The organism is Arthrobacter sp. zg-Y1143 (genome assembly GCF_030125565.1).
Taxonomy (GTDB): Bacteria; Actinomycetota; Actinomycetes; order Actinomycetales; family Micrococcaceae; genus Arthrobacter_B.
Window position 1 is genome coordinate 62,061 of the sequence record NZ_JASKLW010000001.1, and the last position, 15,975, is coordinate 78,035.

Annotated in this window: 16 protein-coding genes; 6 read left to right on the top strand and 10 right to left on the bottom strand. The window is 66.7% G+C overall.

Translation table 11 applies throughout. The annotated features are described in order from the left end of the window. Positions 1 to 83: 83 nt before the first annotated feature. Positions 84 to 1,271, top strand: coding sequence for a zinc-dependent alcohol dehydrogenase (locus QNN98_RS00370; RefSeq protein WP_227912494.1), 1,188 nt, complete (start codon positions 84 to 86; stop codon positions 1,269 to 1,271). Between the two features lie 84 nt (positions 1,272 to 1,355). Here QNN98_RS00370 and QNN98_RS00375 read toward each other — a convergent pair whose 3' ends face one another. From QNN98_RS00375 to QNN98_RS00385, 3 genes are read right to left on the bottom strand one after another with little or no spacing between them, the layout of a single operon-like run. After that, complete coding sequence (locus QNN98_RS00375) at positions 1,356 to 1,868, bottom strand: metallophosphoesterase family protein (RefSeq protein ID WP_283995937.1); 513 nt, start codon at positions 1,866 to 1,868, stop codon at positions 1,356 to 1,358. Positions 1,869 to 1,871: 3 nt separating this feature from the next. After that, positions 1,872 to 2,267, bottom strand: coding sequence for a DoxX family protein (locus QNN98_RS00380; protein ID WP_227912496.1), 396 nt, complete (start codon positions 2,265 to 2,267; stop codon positions 1,872 to 1,874). Continuing rightward, complete coding sequence (locus QNN98_RS00385; protein WP_283995938.1) at positions 2,264 to 4,153, bottom strand: glycoside hydrolase family 15 protein; 1,890 nt, start codon at positions 4,151 to 4,153, stop codon at positions 2,264 to 2,266. The genes QNN98_RS00380 and QNN98_RS00385 overlap by 4 nt, the downstream gene beginning before the upstream one ends. A gap of 171 nt (positions 4,154 to 4,324) precedes the next feature. Between QNN98_RS00385 and QNN98_RS00390 the strand changes: the two genes are divergently transcribed. Further along, positions 4,325 to 5,584 (top strand): DUF445 domain-containing protein, encoded by a 1,260-nt coding sequence (locus tag QNN98_RS00390; RefSeq protein ID WP_442860154.1) that lies wholly within the window; start codon positions 4,325 to 4,327, stop codon positions 5,582 to 5,584. On the opposite strand, the gene QNN98_RS00395 is transcribed toward QNN98_RS00390, so the two are convergent. The 3 genes from QNN98_RS00395 to QNN98_RS00405 form a co-directional block, all read right to left on the bottom strand. Further along, complete coding sequence (locus QNN98_RS00395; protein WP_227912498.1) at positions 5,581 to 6,342, bottom strand: hypothetical protein; 762 nt, start codon at positions 6,340 to 6,342, stop codon at positions 5,581 to 5,583. The two genes, QNN98_RS00390 and QNN98_RS00395, sit on opposite strands and share 4 nt — an antisense overlap. A gap of 174 nt (positions 6,343 to 6,516) precedes the next feature. Beyond that, positions 6,517 to 6,786, bottom strand: coding sequence for a GlsB/YeaQ/YmgE family stress response membrane protein (locus QNN98_RS00400; RefSeq protein WP_227912499.1), 270 nt, complete (start codon positions 6,784 to 6,786; stop codon positions 6,517 to 6,519). Between the two features lie 173 nt (positions 6,787 to 6,959). Continuing rightward, the gene (locus QNN98_RS00405) at positions 6,960 to 7,607 is read right to left on the bottom strand and encodes an alpha/beta hydrolase (protein ID WP_283995939.1); all 648 of its coding nucleotides are present in this window, start codon (positions 7,605 to 7,607) and stop codon (positions 6,960 to 6,962) included. Between the two features lie 252 nt (positions 7,608 to 7,859). Here QNN98_RS00405 and QNN98_RS00410 point away from each other — a divergent pair, with 252 nt between their 5' ends. The 4 genes from QNN98_RS00410 to QNN98_RS00425 are packed head-to-tail and all read left to right on the top strand — an operon-like array spanning position 7,860 to position 13,151. Then, positions 7,860 to 8,891 (top strand): 1-phosphofructokinase family hexose kinase, encoded by a 1,032-nt coding sequence (locus tag QNN98_RS00410; RefSeq protein ID WP_283995940.1) that lies wholly within the window; start codon positions 7,860 to 7,862, stop codon positions 8,889 to 8,891. Next, positions 8,891 to 11,077: a PTS fructose transporter subunit IIABC gene (locus QNN98_RS00415; RefSeq protein ID WP_283995941.1), complete on the top strand. Its 2,187-nt coding sequence runs from the start codon at positions 8,891 to 8,893 to the stop codon at positions 11,075 to 11,077. Before QNN98_RS00410 ends, QNN98_RS00415 begins: the two co-directional genes overlap by 1 nt. A gap of 30 nt (positions 11,078 to 11,107) precedes the next feature. Further along, on the top strand, positions 11,108 to 12,832 hold the full coding sequence (ptsP, locus tag QNN98_RS00420) for a phosphoenolpyruvate--protein phosphotransferase (RefSeq protein ID WP_283996239.1): 1,725 nt from the start codon (positions 11,108 to 11,110) through the stop codon (positions 12,830 to 12,832). 40 nt (positions 12,833 to 12,872) lie between these two features. Next, on the top strand, positions 12,873 to 13,151 hold the full coding sequence (locus tag QNN98_RS00425) for an HPr family phosphocarrier protein (protein WP_227912504.1): 279 nt from the start codon (positions 12,873 to 12,875) through the stop codon (positions 13,149 to 13,151). Between the two features lie 162 nt (positions 13,152 to 13,313). On the opposite strand, the gene QNN98_RS00430 is transcribed toward QNN98_RS00425, so the two are convergent. The 4 genes from QNN98_RS00430 to QNN98_RS00445 form a co-directional block, all read right to left on the bottom strand. Continuing rightward, positions 13,314 to 14,051, bottom strand: coding sequence for a hypothetical protein (locus QNN98_RS00430; RefSeq protein ID WP_283995942.1), 738 nt, complete (start codon positions 14,049 to 14,051; stop codon positions 13,314 to 13,316). Beyond that, the gene (locus tag QNN98_RS00435) at positions 14,048 to 14,779 is read right to left on the bottom strand and encodes a hypothetical protein (RefSeq protein WP_283995943.1); all 732 of its coding nucleotides are present in this window, start codon (positions 14,777 to 14,779) and stop codon (positions 14,048 to 14,050) included. The genes QNN98_RS00430 and QNN98_RS00435 overlap by 4 nt, the downstream gene beginning before the upstream one ends. 130 nt (positions 14,780 to 14,909) lie before the next feature. Beyond that, positions 14,910 to 15,209: a GNAT family N-acetyltransferase gene (locus QNN98_RS00440; protein ID WP_227925990.1), complete on the bottom strand. Its 300-nt coding sequence runs from the start codon at positions 15,207 to 15,209 to the stop codon at positions 14,910 to 14,912. A gap of 58 nt (positions 15,210 to 15,267) precedes the next feature. Then, on the bottom strand, positions 15,268 to 15,840 hold the full coding sequence (locus tag QNN98_RS00445) for a hypothetical protein (protein ID WP_227912508.1): 573 nt from the start codon (positions 15,838 to 15,840) through the stop codon (positions 15,268 to 15,270). Positions 15,841 to 15,975 lie beyond the last annotated feature (135 nt).

Below are 15,975 nucleotides of genomic sequence, written 5' to 3' on the forward strand. Positions count from 1 at the left end.
TTTTGTCAGTACGCTTATGAATTGGCACAATGGGGATAAGTTCTTTCAACGCACTCAGAATGCAACCAGCAGGAGGATCGCACGTGAAAGCAGTTACATGGCAGGGAAAAAACTCCGTAAGCGTGGAGCAAGTACCTGATCCCACCATCCAGGAACCCACCGACGCCATCATCCGGGTCACCTCCACCGCTGTATGCGGCTCCGACCTCCACCTTTACGGAGTGCTCCTGCCCTACATGAAGGAAGGCGACATCCTCGGCCACGAAGCCATGGGCATTGTGGAAGAGGTCGGCTCCGCCGTCACCAGCCTGAAGAAGGGCGACCGCGTGGTTGTTCCCTTCCAGATCGCCTGCGGCAGCTGCTTCATGTGCCGCCAGGGCCTGCAGACCCAGTGCGAGGTCACCCAGGTCCGCGAAAAGGGCTCCGGCGCTGCCCTCTTCGGCTTCTCTGAGCTGTACGGCTCCGTTCCCGGCGGGCAGGCCGAGTACCTCCGGGTGCCGCTGGCTGACTACAACCCCATCAAGGTCGGCACCGAACTCCCGGACCACCGTTACCTGTTCCTCTCCGACATCCTTCCCACTGCCTGGCAGGGCGTCCAGTACGCCAATGTGCCCGACGGCGGCACCCTCGCCGTGTACGGCCTGGGCCCGGTCGGCCAGTTCGCCGCCCGCATCGGCACACACCTGGGCTACCGTGTCATCGGCGTCGAGCCGGTGGAGGAACGCCGGAAGCTCGCCGGCCAGTACGGCGTGGAAACCCTGGATCTGCACAAGGACGTCGCCGACGAACTGCGTGAAATGACGGACGGCCGCGGACCGGACTCCGTGGTGGACGCCGTCGGCATGGAGGCCCATGGCTCCCCCGTGGGCAAGGCAGCCCAGACCATCGTCGGACTGCTGCCGGACAAGCTGGCGCAGAAGGCAATGGAAACCGCCGGAACGGACCGCCTGTCCGCCCTGCACGGTGCCATTGACGCGGTCCGCCGCGGCGGCACGGTGTCCCTGAGCGGCGTTTACGGCGGCACGGCCGACCCGATGAACCTGATGGCCATGTTCGACAAGCAGCTGAACCTGCGAATGGGCCAGTGCAACGTCAAGCGCTGGACCGAGGACCTGATGCCGCTGGTCGAGGATCCCGCCGATCCGCTGGGCGTCACCAACCTGGTTACCCACCAGGCCTCCCTTGAGGATGCACCGGAGCTGTACGAGAAGTTCCAGAAGAAGGAAGACGGCTGCATCAAGGTTGTCTTCCAGCCGGGCGCCAGCAACTAGGGCACCAGCAGTACCAAGCACCACCGGCAAAGGCCGGGGCAGCCGCAAGGCACCCCGGCCTTTGCCGTTTAAGCGCTACCCGCGTTAAGCGGCCCTCCGCGGCGGAAGCCGCCGGAGGTCGGGTGTGATGCTCTTCCCGTCGAGGCCCAGGCGCAGATAGGTGCAGAAGGGCTGCCGACGCCGGTCGGTGGGCGAGCCCGGGTTCAGCAGGCGCATCCCTGACGGGGCGGTGGAATCCCAGGGGATGTGGCTGTGCCCGAAAATCAGCAGGTCGGTATCCGGGAACTGCGCGTCCATGCGTTCCTCCCGCAGCCGTGCCGGACCGGTTTCATGCACGACGGCGAGCCGCACCTCCTCGACCACCGCCGTCGCCACCAGCGGCAGGCGGGACCGCAGCCCGGCGCCGTCGTTGTTTCCGTAGCAGGCCAGGAGGCTGCGGGAACGGGCCTGGATCTCCTCCAGCAGTTCAACGTTCACCCAGTCCCCGGCATGCACCACGAGGTCTGCGGCTTCAATGTCCTGCCAGAGCACCTCGGGAAGTACCTTGGCACGGGTGGGCAGATGGGTGTCCGAAAGGACCAGCAGCTGAGTGGCCACGTGCTATTTCCGCAGGTTCCACGCCCAGAGGATCAACGGGACCTGGAGCGGCAGCCGCAGGCTGTGGACCAGCTTTTCCTTGTCCCCGCCGCGCGGACCGAAGGCGCGCTGGAGGGCGCTGATGTGGCCGGCGATAAAGGCCACGTACATGGCGGCGGTGCCGGTGGCCGCCAGCCGCCTCGTTGCGGGCAGGAGCAGGCCCAGTGCCGCAGCGAACTCCAGCACACCGCTGGCATGGGTCCACTGCCGGCGGGTCATCACGCCGTACCTGCCCTCCGTATCGGTGCTGATGCTGCGCGGCACCACCGCGTTGTAGAAACGCGGGTTGCGGAAGTGGTTGACGGCGCTGGTGGTCAGCAGCGCTGCCATGGCCGCGGCGGAGAGCGTCTTGCGGTTCATCGGGTTCCTTCGGTTGGGGCTGCTGTCCGGGAGCGGGCAGGGGACGGCGGCCGGGATTCGGCACCCGCGAGGGCGTCCGCAGCCCGGACCAATGCCAGATGCGAGAAGGCCTGCGGGAAGTTCCCGGCCATGTGTCCACTGGCTGCATCATATTCTTCGCTGAGCAGGCCCAGCTCATTCGAATAGCCCACCAGCTGGTCCATGAGCCTGCGCGCCTCCGGCAGCCTGCCGGTGAACGCATACTGTTCCACCAGCCAGAAGCTGCACGCCAGGAACGGGTTCTCACCCGCCGGGAGCCCGTCCGCACCGGTTTCGGTGGCGTAGCGCAGCAGCAGTCCGGAGGGGTCCAGCAGTTCCTTCTCCAACCGGGCCACGGTGCCCAGCATCCGTTCGTCGTCGTAGTCGATGAACCCCACCTGCGGCAGCTGCAGCAGCGCCGCGTCCACCGTGGTGCTGCCGTAGTACTGGGTGAAAGAGTTCAGCTCCGGATCAAAGCCCCGTTCCATCACCTCCCGGCGCAGTCCGTCCCGGAGCCCCTCCCAGACCTCCACCGGGCCTTCCAACCCGTATTTCCGGGCGGCATCCGCGGCCCGGTCAAACGCAGCCCACATCATCACCCGCGAGTGCGTGAAGTGCTGCGGCTCCCCGCGCATCTCCCAAATTCCGTGGTCCGGCTCCTCCAGGTGCTTTTCGAGGAAGTTCAGCAGTGCACGCTGCAGCGGCCAGGAAAAGTGGTCCTCCGGCACGCCGCGGTCCCGCAGCCGGGCCAGCGCCACCATCACGTGTCCCACCACGTCCGCCTGGTACTGCCCCACGGCCCCGTTGCCCAGCCGAACCGGTGCCGCGCCGCCGTAGCCCGGAAACTGCGGCAGGATCTGTTCGGGCAGGTCCCGCCCGCCGTCCACGGCGTAAAGGATCTGCAGGTCCTCCGGGTCCCCGGCCACGGCCCGGAGCAGCCAACTGCGCCATTGCAGCGCTTCGTCCTGGTAGCCGTGGGTCATCATGGCCACCAGGGTCAGGGCGGCATCCCGCAGCCAGCAGTAGCGGTAGTCCCAATTCCGTTCCCCGCCGGCCACCTCCGGCAGGGAAGTGGTGGGAGCAGCCACAATACCCCCCGTGTCTTCGTGCGTCAGGGCCCGCAGCACCAGCAGCGAGCGCCGCACCGCATGCTCGTAGCCGCTTGACTCCAGGCAGCGGTTCCCCCAGTTCTGCCAGTACGCGGTGGTGCGGGCCAGGGCCGCATCCAGGTCCTGAGGCGCAGGGACAGGGCGGTGAGAGGGGTACCAGGTCAGTTCAAGGTCGAAACACTCCCCCGCCGCGACGTCGAACCGGCCAATGTGGCTGTGGTTGCTGGCCACGGGCAGGTTGGTGCCGCGCAGCACCAGCGCTCCGGGGCCGGCGATCGCGGAGAGGTGCTCCCCGGCACTGTCGGTGCCGCGGAAGACCCACGGCAGCACCAAACCGTAACCGAACCGGATCTTCAGTTCCTGCTGCATGGGGACGGTGCCGCTGATGCCCTCGATCCGGCGCACCAGGGAGGCGCGGCGGTCTCCGGTGGGCATGTAGTCCGTGACCCGTACCGTCCCCGTTGGGGTCTGCCAGTGGGTGCGCAGCACAAAGGTGGATTCCAGGTAGGCCCGGTGGGTGACCACGGCAGCCGGATCGTCCGGCGCCAGGCGCCACCGGCCGTGGTCACTGTCGCCGAGCAGGGCGCCGAACACCGACGGCGAATCGAACCGCGGCAGGCACAGCCAGTCCATGCTCCCGGTGCGGGAAATCAGCGCTCCGGTGTGCAGATCGGAGATCAGCGCATAGTCCTCGATGGGACAGGGAAGCTGCGGCGGTGTGGGCGCCGGCTCGGCAGGGAAGTCCACGGGGGATGCCATGGCACTACTCAACCACACCGCCCTCGTAGCGCGGGTGCCCAAATCACTGATTAGATTGGGAAGAGGTGGTCCGGCTCGCCGAAGTTGCCTTGCCGGACCCGCACTGGAAGATGAGGGAGCGGTATTGAAAGACGCGTCAGCCATGTCCATGCAGGCCGGGGAGGTGCACGCGTGAGCACCCAAGTGGTCCCCACCGATGAAGAACGCGCCTACGCCCTGCGGCGGATGAAAATGCTGGCCACGGGCCTGCTGATCCTGCTCGCGGTCATCTTTCTCTTTTCCTTCGCCCTGCAGGACCGCTATCCCTGGCTCGAGTACGTCCGCGCCGCGGCGGAAGGCGGGATGGTGGGCGCTCTGGCGGACTGGTTTGCCGTCACCGCCCTGTTCAAGCACCCCATGGGGATCAAAATCCCCCACACCGCGATCATCCCGGAGAAAAAGGACCAGATCGGCGCATCGCTGGGCCAGTTCGTGGAACAGAATTTCCTCTCCGAGGAGATCATCCGGACGAAGCTGGACTCTATGCAGGTCGCTCGCAAGGCCGGCATCTGGCTGTCCCGCCCCGAGGGGGCGGAGCGGGTGGCCACCGAAGGCGCCGCGGCCATCCGGGGCGCACTGCGGGTACTGGACGACGACGCCGTCCGCGACGTCCTCGAATCCATGTTCCGCCGGCACGTGGTGGACCCGCAGTGGGGACCGCCGGCCGGACGAATGGCCCAGCGCATCTTCGAGGAGGGCCACCACCACCAGCTGGTGAACCTGATCGTGGACAGCCTGGCCGACTGGGTGCTGGCCAACCCCGAGGTGATCGGACGCCTGGTAGCCGAACGTTCGCCGTCGTGGGTTCCCGCGTTCGTGGATGACCTGGTGGGTGAACGGGTGCAGATCCAGGCCGAGCGGTTCCTGATCGACGTGCAGGAAAACCCCAACCACCAGCTGCGCGTGGCGCTGGATAACTACCTCACCGGGGTGGCCAAGGACCTCCAGGAGGATCCGGCAACCATGGCCAAGGCCGACGCCGTGAAGGAGCAGGTGCTGGACGATCCGCGCGTGCGCGAGCTGATGACGCAGACCTGGACCACCATCAAGAACGCCCTGATGACCGCGGCCGAGGACCCGGACAGTGAACTGACCCGCAACTTCAAGTCAGCACTGCAGGACTTCGGTACGCGCCTGGTGGAAGAACCGGAGCTTGCTGCCAAGATCAACGGTTACGTTGCCGACGCCGCCGGGTACCTGGTCCGGACCTACCGCAGCGACATCGCCGGTGTCATCACTGAAACGGTGGAACGCTGGGACGCCAAGGAGACCTCGGAAAAGATTGAACTGCAGGTCGGCAAGGACCTGCAGTTCATCCGGATTAACGGCACCGTGGTGGGATCCCTCGCCGGTCTGGCGATCTTTACGGTCGCCACGGCGGTCTTCGGCTAGGCGGTCTTGGGCTGGTTCTCCAGCCGCTCCAACTCACCGGCCAGCTCGCCCGGAATAGTGGCCGGCGGTTCACCGAAGGCTGCACGGGTGGCCTTGATGACGCCCTTGCCCATTGCCCGGTTGCCGACTCCGCCAACGACGGCGCCCACACCGAGCGGCAGGGCACGTCCCAGCATGGCGGTGCCCTGGCGCGCCATGACCCGCTTCAGGAACTGCTTGCGGATGCTTGAGCCGACCGACCCCATCAGGCCCGAGGGCATGGCGCCGATGGTGCTGCCCCAGGACTGCGCGCTGCCGCGGCCGGCAAGGGACTGCATCATGGAGGTTCCTTCTTCACCCAGCATGATGGCCATCACCATGGTCCGGGACTTCTCCGGATCGGCGAGCCGTACACCATGCAGTTCAGCCACTGACTGCGCGTACAGGGCCGTGGCTTCCAGGAAACCGACCGTCGCTGCGGCGGAGAGTCCGAGGGCGGCCACGGTTCCGACGGCGGGAACCACCGCCGTGGCACCCACGGCCGCGCCGCCGCCCATCACCGCGTTCAGGTAGTGGCGGTCGAGGATGGCAATCAGCTCTGCGGCGGACGCTTTGGGGTGCTTGCGCTGCATCCGGCGGATGTTCGCCAGGACCAGTGGGCGCTGGACCTCCACGGCCCGCTCGATTGCCTTCACTACGTGCGGCTTGGGTTGCCCGTCGGGTCCGAAGGTGGCCTTCCCGGCCAACTTGGCTGCGGGGTTGAACTTACGTCGCTTCACAAGAACTCTCCTTGGGGAAATCCGGTGCAGGCTTCAACTCTACGGGGCGCGCCCGGAGCCGGGGGTCCCCCTGCACCTGGTTGCTTAAAGCAAAGGGCGGGGTCCGGCGGAAAATTCCGCGCGGGCCCCGCCCTTACTAATCAACACGCCGGGTTAGCGGCGCTCACGCACTACTTAAGCGCGGTTGCTGCTCTTGCGGGTTACGAAGCCGTAGATCACCAGAACGATGATCGCGCCAACGATGGCTACGAGCCAGGTCTGGATGGACCAGAACTCTTCGAGACCGACGCCGAAGACGGCGCTACCGATCCAGCCGCCCAGAAGGGCGCCAATGACACCCAGGACCAGGGTGGCGATCCAGCCGCCGCCCTGACGACCCGGGAGGATCATCTTTGCAATTGCACCTGCGATGAGACCCAGAATAAGGAACGCAATGAAACCCATTTGATTCTCCTTGCTGTGTGAGTGACAGTGATTTCAGCACTGCTTTGTGGGCAGCGCTTTCCTCCAGCCTACTTGATAAGCATGCTTAGGCGTAGTTTTTCCGAGAATTTTCATCTGGGTGAATGTGTGTTAGTTACCGCGGGCGTGTGGCCTGCGGCTGCGATACGGCATGGCTACGGCGTGTCGGAGCGCAGATACGCGGACAGAAATACGGACACGTCGGAAATCTCCGCGGCGGAAAGCGCGTGGCCCATTCCCTCGTAGGTACGGGCGGTGAGGGCCGTATTCTCCTCGAGCCACTCGCCGGTGTACTGGAGCGCATCGTCATTGATTACCCAGTCCTGCCGGTCCCGTCCCCAGAAGAACGGCACGCGCACAGGCAGCGGTTCGGCGACGGCCAAGAGCTCGTTCGGGGCTACAAAGCCGGACAGCCCGACGACGGCGCGGAAGTCCCGGGGACGCAGGCGCAGCAGTGTCGCGGCCATGGCCATGCCCTGGGAAAAACCGATGAGCGAGACCGCAGTGAAGCCGTATTCGGTCCGGACCCGGTCAATCCAGGCCAGCACGGACAGCGCCGTCTCCAGCACCTCCGAGGTGTCAGAGTTCAACAGCGGATCGAGCAGGAACCAGCCGCTGCCCTCGCCGACCGGCAGCGGTCCGCGCACCGCCGCCCCCACAGCGGTGTCCGGCAGCGCGGCAAAAAGCCGCTCCATTGCCTGTTCCCCGGATCCGTACCCGTGCAGGAGGACCACCAGGGAGCGTCCATGGCGCCGGTCCGCGGGCAGTGACCAGATGACGTTTTCCGCCGGCACGGTTTTCATCGGCCCAGCCTAGCCGGGGCACACCGTTTCCGGGCGGCGGGGGCCGGGCGGTCCGTGTCCCATTGCCACGGGCAGCGGACCAAAAGTAAAGTCGCATCAGCGAAGAAGCAGTGGCAGTCGCCACGGATCGCAGGTGTGCAGGTATCTGTGCAGGTATCCGTACAGCGGCCGCCCCAGGACCGGGAAGCATCCCGAGTTCCGCCCGAATACCGGCCGTTTCCACGGGAACCACGGCCTGGATGGATCTCATTTATGATCGTTACCCTTACCGCCAATCCCAGCCTGGACCGCACTGTCGAGCTCCCGGGCGCGCTGGTGCGGGGCGCCGTCCAGCGTGCGGCGGGAACCACAGAAGAATCCGGAGGCAAGGGCGTCAACGTGTGCCGGGCACTGACGGCGTCCGGGGTCGCCTCGCTTGCAGTCCTGCCGGGGGCTGACGAGGATCCGGTGACCGCCGGCCTGCGGCAGGCCGGAATTCCCTACCTGAATATGCCCATCACCGCTCCGTTGCGGAGCAACATCACGCTGACGGAACCGGACGGCACCACCACCAAGGTCAATGCCCCGGGCCCCTCGCTCAGCCCGGTGGAGCAGGAAGCCCTGATCGCATTGGTGGTGGGGGCCTGCACGCCGAAAGAGGGCAGCGGACCGGTGTCCTGGTTGGTGCTGGCCGGATCGCTTCCGCCCGGAGTGCCGCCGGACTTCTATGCCCTGGTGGCGCAGGCGGTGCGGGAGCGGCTGGGCACTGAAGCCCCGCTCATCGCGATGGACTCCTCCGGCCCGCCGCTGACGGGTGCATTGATGCACGGTGCAGCACCGGACCTGCTGAAGCCCAATGCCGAAGAACTGGCCGAGGCGGCCGGTTTCTCCAACGAGGCGGCACTCGAGGCGGACCCGCTTCTCGCCGCCCGGGCCGCCGGCGTCCTGCGCGAACGCGGCGTCGGTGCCGCCCTCGTCACGCTCGGCGCCAAGGGCGCACTGCTGGTGACTGCCGACGGGAGCTGGTTGGCAACCCGCCCGCCGGTGCAGGCACGTTCCACGGTCGGTGCCGGCGATTCGGCCCTTGCCGGGTACCTGCTCGCCGAAGTGGCCGGCGTCCCCCCGGCGGAGTGCCTGCGCCAAGCCGTGGCCCACGGAGCAGCCGCGGCTGCCCTGCCGGGAACGGCCGTTCCCACCCTGGCCCAAACGGATCCCGGTGAAGTGACCGTTACCGCACTCAGCATTGAGCCACAAGGCCCGATTGCCGGGAGGGCCGCCGCTGCGCCTCAAAAGGAGGAAAGCTAATGTCGGACCTCATCACCCCGGATCTGGTCACCCTGGACTCGGATCTGGGCGCGGACAAAGGCGGGGTCATTGAGCATCTGGCCCGCAACGTGGTCTCCGCCGGCCGTGCAACCAGCTATGACGAGCTGTACGCCGACGCCATGGCCAGGGAAGGCAAAACAGCCACCGGCGTACCCGGCGGCATTGCCATCCCGCACTGCCGGTCAGCTGCCGTCACCAAGGCCACCCTGGCAATGGCCCGGCTTCGTCCCGCAGTGGACTGGGGCGCGAAGGACGGTCCGGCGGACATCGTCTTTTTCATTGCCGCTCCCGAAGGTGCGGATCAGGAGCACCTCCAGCTGCTGGCCAAGCTCGCGCGCTCCCTGATCCGCAAGGACTTCACCGGTGCGCTCCGTTCCGCAGGCTCCCCGCAGCAGATTGTGGAGCTGGTGGACGGCGCGCTGGGCCTTGGCCCTGCCCCGGCGGAGGCGGGGTCCGCTGCCGGTGCGGGCGGGGCGGCAGCGGCCGGCACGGCCACCGGGGCCACGGCTGCGGGCACCGACGCCGGCTCCCGCGGCGGCGGGCAGGCCGCCGGTACGGGGGGATCCGGCGGAGACCGTGGAGGTGGTCACGGAGCAGATGCCCCGGCATCCGAGGGCGGTACGGGGGCCACGACGTCGGACACCTCCAAGTCCCCGCACATTGTTGCGGTGACCGCCTGCCCCACCGGTATTGCCCATACCTACATGGCGGCGGATTCCCTGGCCGCAGCGGCCGCCGAACGCGGCATCGACCTGCAGGTGGAAACCCAGGGCTCGGCCAAGTCCACGCCGTTGGACCCCACCGTGATCCGCAACGCCGACGCGGTGATTTTTGCCACCGACGTGGACGTCCGGGACAAGGGCCGCTTCGCGGGCAAACCCGTGATCAGCGGGCCGGTGAAGCGCGGCATCGACGAGCCGGGGGTGATGATCGATGAAGCCCTTGAATCGATCAACAACCCCAACGCGCGGCGGGTGTCCGGCGGCGGAGGCGGCGGCGAGGAACGCGAAGGGGCCGCCTCCGGAGGGGAGAGCTTCGGCGGCCAGCTCAAGCGCGCCCTGCTGACCGGCGTCAGTTACATGATCCCGTTCGTCGCCGGCGGCGGACTGCTGATTGCCCTCGGGTACCTGCTGGGTGGTTATGAACTGGCCCTGGCCTCGGACGGCGGGGACGGTGTCGCCAACGGCGACGTGATGCTGGACGGGACGTCGCTCTTCAGCTTGCCGCCCGAGGGGCTGATCCCGTACCTGGGTGCGGTGTTCTGGAAGATCGGCAACCTGTCCCTGGCATTCCTGGTGCCCGCACTGGCCGGCTACATTGCCTACGCACTGGCGGACCGCCCCGGCATTGCCCCGGGCTTCACCGCCGGTTCCGTGGCCCTGTTCATGGATGCCGGGTTCATTGGCGGCATCATCGGCGGCCTGCTTGCCGGGTACATGGCCCGGTGGATCGGCAACTGGAACGTACCTTCCTGGATGCGGGGCCTGATGCCGGTGGTCATCATCCCCCTTCTGGCCTCTCTCATCGCCTCCGGCCTGATAATCCTGGTCCTTGGCGGCCCCATTGCCGCGCTGACCCTTGGGCTGAACAACTGGCTCACCAGCCTCACCGGTGTGGCGGCCATTGGGCTGGGTGTCATCCTGGGGCTGATGATGGGCTCGGATCTGGGCGGGCCCATCAATAAGGTGGCCTACGCCTTCGCTGTGGCCGGCCTGGGTGAAGGCAGCTTCGAGAACCAGGTGCCGTGGGAGATCATGGCCGCAGTGATGGCGGCGGGCATGGTTCCCCCGCTGGGCATGGCCTTTGCTTCAACGGTGCTGGCCAAGAACCGGTTCAGCATGGCCCTGCGGGAAAACGGGAAGGCCGCCTGGCTGTTGGGTGCGGCCTTCATTTCGGAGGGCGCCATCCCGTTCGCGGCGGCCGATTTCTTCCGCGTTATTCCCTCCACGATGCTCGGAGGCGCCGTGGCCGGTGCCATCTGCATGGCAACCGGCGTAACCTCACAGGCACCCCACGGTGGGATATTTGTCTTCTTCGCTATCGGCAACCTCCTGATGTTCGTGGTGGCGATCCTGGCCGGGGCGGCGGTCACAGGCTTCGTATACGTGGGCCTGAAACGGTTTGTCGCTCCCCGCAGGAAAGTGGAGGAACCCGTTGCTGCGTAAGGCACCGACTCAAACAGGAAGGCATGGATGATGCGGACCATCAAGGGAATCGGAGTCAGCGCCGGGCGGGTCCTGGGTCCTTCGCGCCGGATGCCCCCTCCGGTGCCCGAGCCCGACGCAGACGCGAAGTTCGGTCCGGAGGCAACGGTGGACGGTGAGAAGGCCCGGCTGAAGGACGCTGCGGAAACCGTCCGGGAGGATCTGAAGCACCGCGCCGAAACCGCGTCCGGAGACGCTAAGGCGGTGCTGGATGCCACCGCCATGATGGCCACGGATCCCATGCTGCTCAAAGCCGCCGGCAAACACATCAACGCCGGCATGGCTCCCGACCGGGCCGTCTGGGAGGCGGGCATGGAAGTGGCCGCGATGCTCCAAAGCCTGGGCGGGTACATGGCCGAACGGACCCAGGACGTGCTGGATGTGCGCGGCCGGATTGTGGCTGAACTCAACGGGCTGCCGGCCCCGGGAATCCCCGGCTCCGACGCGCCCTTCATCCTGACCGCTGTGGAACTGGCGCCGGCGGATACCGCCACGCTGGACCCGGCCAAAGTGGTGGGCCTGGTGACCAGCGAGGGCGGACCGCAGTCCCACACCGCCATCCTGGCCCGCTCGCTGGGACTGCCCGCCGTCGTCGGCGCTCCGGGTGCGGACGGTATTGCGGACGGGGCGGAAATCTACCTGGACGGCGCCTCCGGCACGGTGGTGGAGGACCCCGGTGCGGCCGAGCGTGAGGCCGCGCAGAAATACGCCTCCCGGTCCGCACTTCCGGCCTTCAACGGCACCGGAACCACCGCGGACGGGCACCGGGTACCGCTGCTGGCCAATGTGGGCTCCGGCAAGGACGCCCGCGCCGCCGCAGAGGCGGGCGCCGAAGGCGTTGGCCTGCTCCGTACGGAATTCTGCTTCCTGGGCCGAGATTCCGAGCCCAGCGTAGAGGAGCAGGTGGATGCCTACGGGGCCGTGTTCGCGGCCTTCCCGGGCCGGAAGGTAGTGATCCGAACCCTCGACGCCGGCGCGGACAAGCCCCTGCCTTTCCTCACGGACGCATCGGAACCCAACCCGGCCCTCGGGGTGCGCGGTTTCCGTACCGACCGGACCTCTCCCGGCGTGCTGGCCCGCCAGCTGGAAGCCATTGCCGTAGCGTCCGGGGCGCACGAGGCCGACGTCTGGGTCATGGCCCCCATGATTTCAACCGCCGAAGAAGCGGCGGACTTCGCCGTACTCTGCACGGCAGCCGGGCTGGGCATGCCCGGCGTGATGGTGGAAGTTCCTGCCGCGGCCGTGATGGCCGAAGCCATCCTGTCCCGGGTCCGGTTCGCGTCCCTGGGCACCAATGACCTGACGCAGTACACCATGGCCGCTGACCGCCAGCTGGGCTCCCTGGCGACCCTCAATGACCCCTGGCAACCGGCGGTCCTGCAGCTGATCTCCGCCACCGTTGCCGGTGCCGCCCGCGCGACGGCGGCTCTGCCGGCGGAACCGGGCACCGCGACGGCCGCTGCCGGAGCCAAAACCGTTGGAGTGTGCGGCGAGGCAGCCGCAGACCCGGCCCTCGCTGTCGTCCTGGCCGGCATGGGGGTAAACACGCTCTCCATGACGCCGCGGGCCTTGTCCAGCGTTGGGGCGGTCCTGGGCTCGGTGACCCTGGAGCAGGCGCAGGAGCTCTCCGCCCGCGCACTGGCGGCGCATTCCGCAGCCGAGGCCCGCACCATTGTGCGCAGCAGGCTGCCCGTCCTTGAACAGCTGGGCTTGTAAGCGCGGCCGGACATCCGGCACAACCACGGAAGGAAAAACAATGGCAGAACGCAAAGCCACAGTGGCCAGCCGGGTGGGGCTCCATGCCCGTCCGGCATCAATATTCGCCGAAGCTGCCGCAGCCTCGCCGGTGGACGTGACCATAGCGATGGAAGGGACTCCGGCTGAGGAGGCTATGGACGCCTCCAGCATGCTTTCGCTGATGAGCCTGGGTGCCTCGCACGGAGACGTGGTGGTGCTCCGCTCGGACGGCCCCGGCGCTGAAAATGCCTTGGAGGATCTGGCCCGGGTGCTGGAAACGGACCTGGACGCACAATGATCCCGGGGCTGGCGACCCGGCCTTCCGCCTTAAAGTGACGAAGCCAGCGGCGCTGCCGCTGGCTTCGTTGCAACCTCACGCTGACCCCCCACAGGCAGCGGATGTTACATATTCATTATTCTGACACATGCGCATGAAAATGTGAACAAGTTTATCTAATCGTCACTTTACGTATGTTTGCATCAGGGGCGTTTGCTTAATTCGCTTCTTTGAGGCGATCCGTTGGCTGCCCAGCAAGGCCAGGCCCACGGTCGTGAGAATGATCGAGGAATACGGCACCAAGTGGTCCCAGGGATTCACGTCCAGGGGCGTAACGTCCTGGATCGCATAAAGCACGACGCCGATCAGACCGACACCCAGCAGTCCGGCTCCGGCCCGCATCAGGGACGGACGCCGGCGGTGCGCGGCTATGCGCAGGGCAGGGCCAACGAGACAGGCAGCTACATATCCCGGATAGACCCGCCCAAGAATCCCGTAGAGCATCACCGGCAGCTGCCCGCCGTAGCTCCGCAGGCCCGGCGAGGATACCGGCAGGTCCGCCAGGATAAACAGCACCACGGTGGCAATCCCCACCGCGATTACGACGGCGACACCGGCCGGGCCGGCGATCAGGCGGCCTGCTCCGGGGGCACGGAAGGCAACAGCAGCCTTCACACCAAGGATCAGGAAGAAGCCGTACATCGCGAAACGGATCATCACATTTGCAATGTTGACGCCGCCCAAAGCGTTGTCGACCGCCAAATAGACCGGCGAGATCCCCAAGGCAATGGCAATACAAAGCATCAGGAGTGCCCAAAAGAGCAGCGGGTTCCGCCCCCTCACCGCCGAGGGCAGGCGGGTCAATGCGAAAAGGCCGGATACGGCGAGCGCACCAACCTGAAACGCGGTGGCAATGCTCATCCCAGGTTCTCCAACAACGTCAGTTCATTTTCATTATCGTGTTCAAGCTTTTTCATCATCTTCCCCAAGTAATCCAGCCGGTCCCGGGCCAACAGGACCAGTTCGGAATCGCTGAGGGAGGCCAGCGCCTGCTCTTGTCCGCCCTGGGGCCATCCGGCCTCGTCCGGGGTGATCAGGCCAATGGCAACCAATCCGCCGGGCAGGGACACGCCGGCGATCCGCGCCGCTTCGACGGCGAGCTCGGGTGCGAGGCGGCCTGCAGAGAGCTGCGCCGAAATATTCTGCGGCGCAACCCCGGACTTGGCGCTGAGGCGTTGGCGCAGGTCTCCCGGATCCACCGCCTCGAACCAGGAGCGGATGGCGTTCCCGTGTCCGAACCCGGCGAGATCGGGCCCCTCCGACCCAGCCGGTCCTTCCTGGGTAGCCCGGGCCAAAATCATCTTCAGGATGCAGACGTAGGACACCTGGCTGATCAGTTCGGCGGTGGTGGGACGCCACGGTCCGCTGAGCAGATCGGCGTATTCCTCAAAGTCAGAGAGGGCTTCCACCGGGTTCTTACCGTAGGCGCGGGCCACGCGGACCACGGTGATTTCGGAGACCTTGCCGCGGACAATCTGCTGGGCAAGCGTGGAGCGCTTGATGCCGGTCCGGCGGCAGAGGGCGGCATTGGACTCACCCGGAGCAACTGCAGCCCGCCAACTCTGGAAAGACCTGGCAGGCAGCGCCATCCCGTCCCCCTCAATTGGATTTACTCCGACAACTGGAAGTATACTGTTGGAACTGGCTTCCCCTTCTGCGTTCCCCCCATATGCAGAGCGGGAAGCCAGCTCCAATTAACGCACACTTTGCGGATGGTCCTCAGCCCTGCGGCCAGGACACGTGATGGCTGTACTCCGGGTGTTTGCCGAGGTAAGCGGCCATATAGGAGCAGTAGGGCTTGATCCGCCGGCCGTCGCCGATGATGTCATCCACGGCATATTTCGCCAGCCGGGACGAGTAGCCCTGATGCCGGAAGGCCGGCTCCACCACCGTGTGGGTCAGCGCCACCGCATCAGGTTCAATCCGGTAGTCGGCAATACCCACCAGTTCTCCGTCCAGCCGCAGTTCGTACCGGTCCTGCCCGTCATTGCGCGAGACACTGATGTCTTTGGTTGTCATAGGCCGAGACTGCCACGTCAATCCCCCGCGGTCCACCCCGTTCCCGGCGCGGCCGCAGCTACGCTGCCCGGCCTCCCCCGGCAGCCCTTTCCGCCGCTTCCAGGCACCCGGCCAGCCGATCCACCGCTTGGCTGTATGCTGCTGCGTCCTCCGGTGTCCGCACCCCTGCACGCAACTGGTCCGCTGTTTTCAGGGCCCGGATGAAGTCCCTGGTCTCCGGGCTGCGTACATCCTGCAGACGGGGATACTCTGCGGCGAGCCACGGGTCCAGCTCATAAGCACTCCAGCGGGAAAGAACATCCCGGTGCCGCAGCGTGGTGCCGTGCACCTGAACCGCGGTGCGGTTCCGTTCCTGCTCCACCGCGCGGCGGCGGTTCCGCCACACCACCCACGCCGCCGCCGCCGTACTGCCCGCCGCGACCGCCCATCCCGCCACAGGGGTGTAATCCGGGGAAGCGGCCACCGCCCAGGCCGCGGTCATGAGCACCCCCAGAAACGCCGTGAATCCCACCCAGAACAACCGCTCCCCGTCGCGGGCACGAAGCGCACGGTCAACGCCGGCGGCACCGGTCACCAGGACCAGTGCGAGCAGGAGCAGCGGAGGGATGACGGACCACACCGTACCGGACATCAAATGCTCCTTCCCGCTGGCCCGGGGCCGGCTCTTTCCTCCATTGCATCCAACGGGGCGGCAAAGGTCAATGCCGCAACTGCCGTTGCGGACAGGGTGCCTTGAGCCCATACCAAGTATGCTGACCTGTGGATT

What these genes read in the sequence shown, in the direction of transcription:
- QNN98_RS00380 (WP_227912496.1), bottom strand. Translation starts at nt 2,267, where the DNA reads ATGAACCGCAAGACGCTCTCCGCCGCGGCCATGGCAGCGCTGCTGACC.
- QNN98_RS00385 (WP_283995938.1), bottom strand. Translation starts at nt 4,153, where the DNA reads ATGGCATCCCCCGTGGACTTCCCTGCCGAGCCGGCGCCCACACCGCCG.
- QNN98_RS00400 (WP_227912499.1), bottom strand. Translation starts at nt 6,786, where the DNA reads ATGGGTTTCATTGCGTTCCTTATTCTGGGTCTCATCGCAGGTGCAATT.
- QNN98_RS00405 (WP_283995939.1), bottom strand. Translation starts at nt 7,607, where the DNA reads ATGAAAACCGTGCCGGCGGAAAACGTCATCTGGTCACTGCCCGCGGAC.
- QNN98_RS00410 (WP_283995940.1), top strand. Translation starts at nt 7,860, where the DNA reads ATGATCGTTACCCTTACCGCCAATCCCAGCCTGGACCGCACTGTCGAG.
- QNN98_RS00415 (WP_283995941.1), top strand. Translation starts at nt 8,891, where the DNA reads ATGTCGGACCTCATCACCCCGGATCTGGTCACCCTGGACTCGGATCTG.
- ptsP (WP_283996239.1), top strand. Translation starts at nt 11,108, where the DNA reads ATGCGGACCATCAAGGGAATCGGAGTCAGCGCCGGGCGGGTCCTGGGT.
- QNN98_RS00425 (WP_227912504.1), top strand. Translation starts at nt 12,873, where the DNA reads ATGGCAGAACGCAAAGCCACAGTGGCCAGCCGGGTGGGGCTCCATGCC.
- QNN98_RS00430 (WP_283995942.1), bottom strand. Translation starts at nt 14,051, where the DNA reads ATGAGCATTGCCACCGCGTTTCAGGTTGGTGCGCTCGCCGTATCCGGC.
- QNN98_RS00435 (WP_283995943.1), bottom strand. Translation starts at nt 14,779, where the DNA reads ATGGCGCTGCCTGCCAGGTCTTTCCAGAGTTGGCGGGCTGCAGTTGCT.
- QNN98_RS00440 (WP_227925990.1), bottom strand. Translation starts at nt 15,209, where the DNA reads ATGACAACCAAAGACATCAGTGTCTCGCGCAATGACGGGCAGGACCGG.
- QNN98_RS00445 (WP_227912508.1), bottom strand. Translation starts at nt 15,840, where the DNA reads ATGTCCGGTACGGTGTGGTCCGTCATCCCTCCGCTGCTCCTGCTCGCA.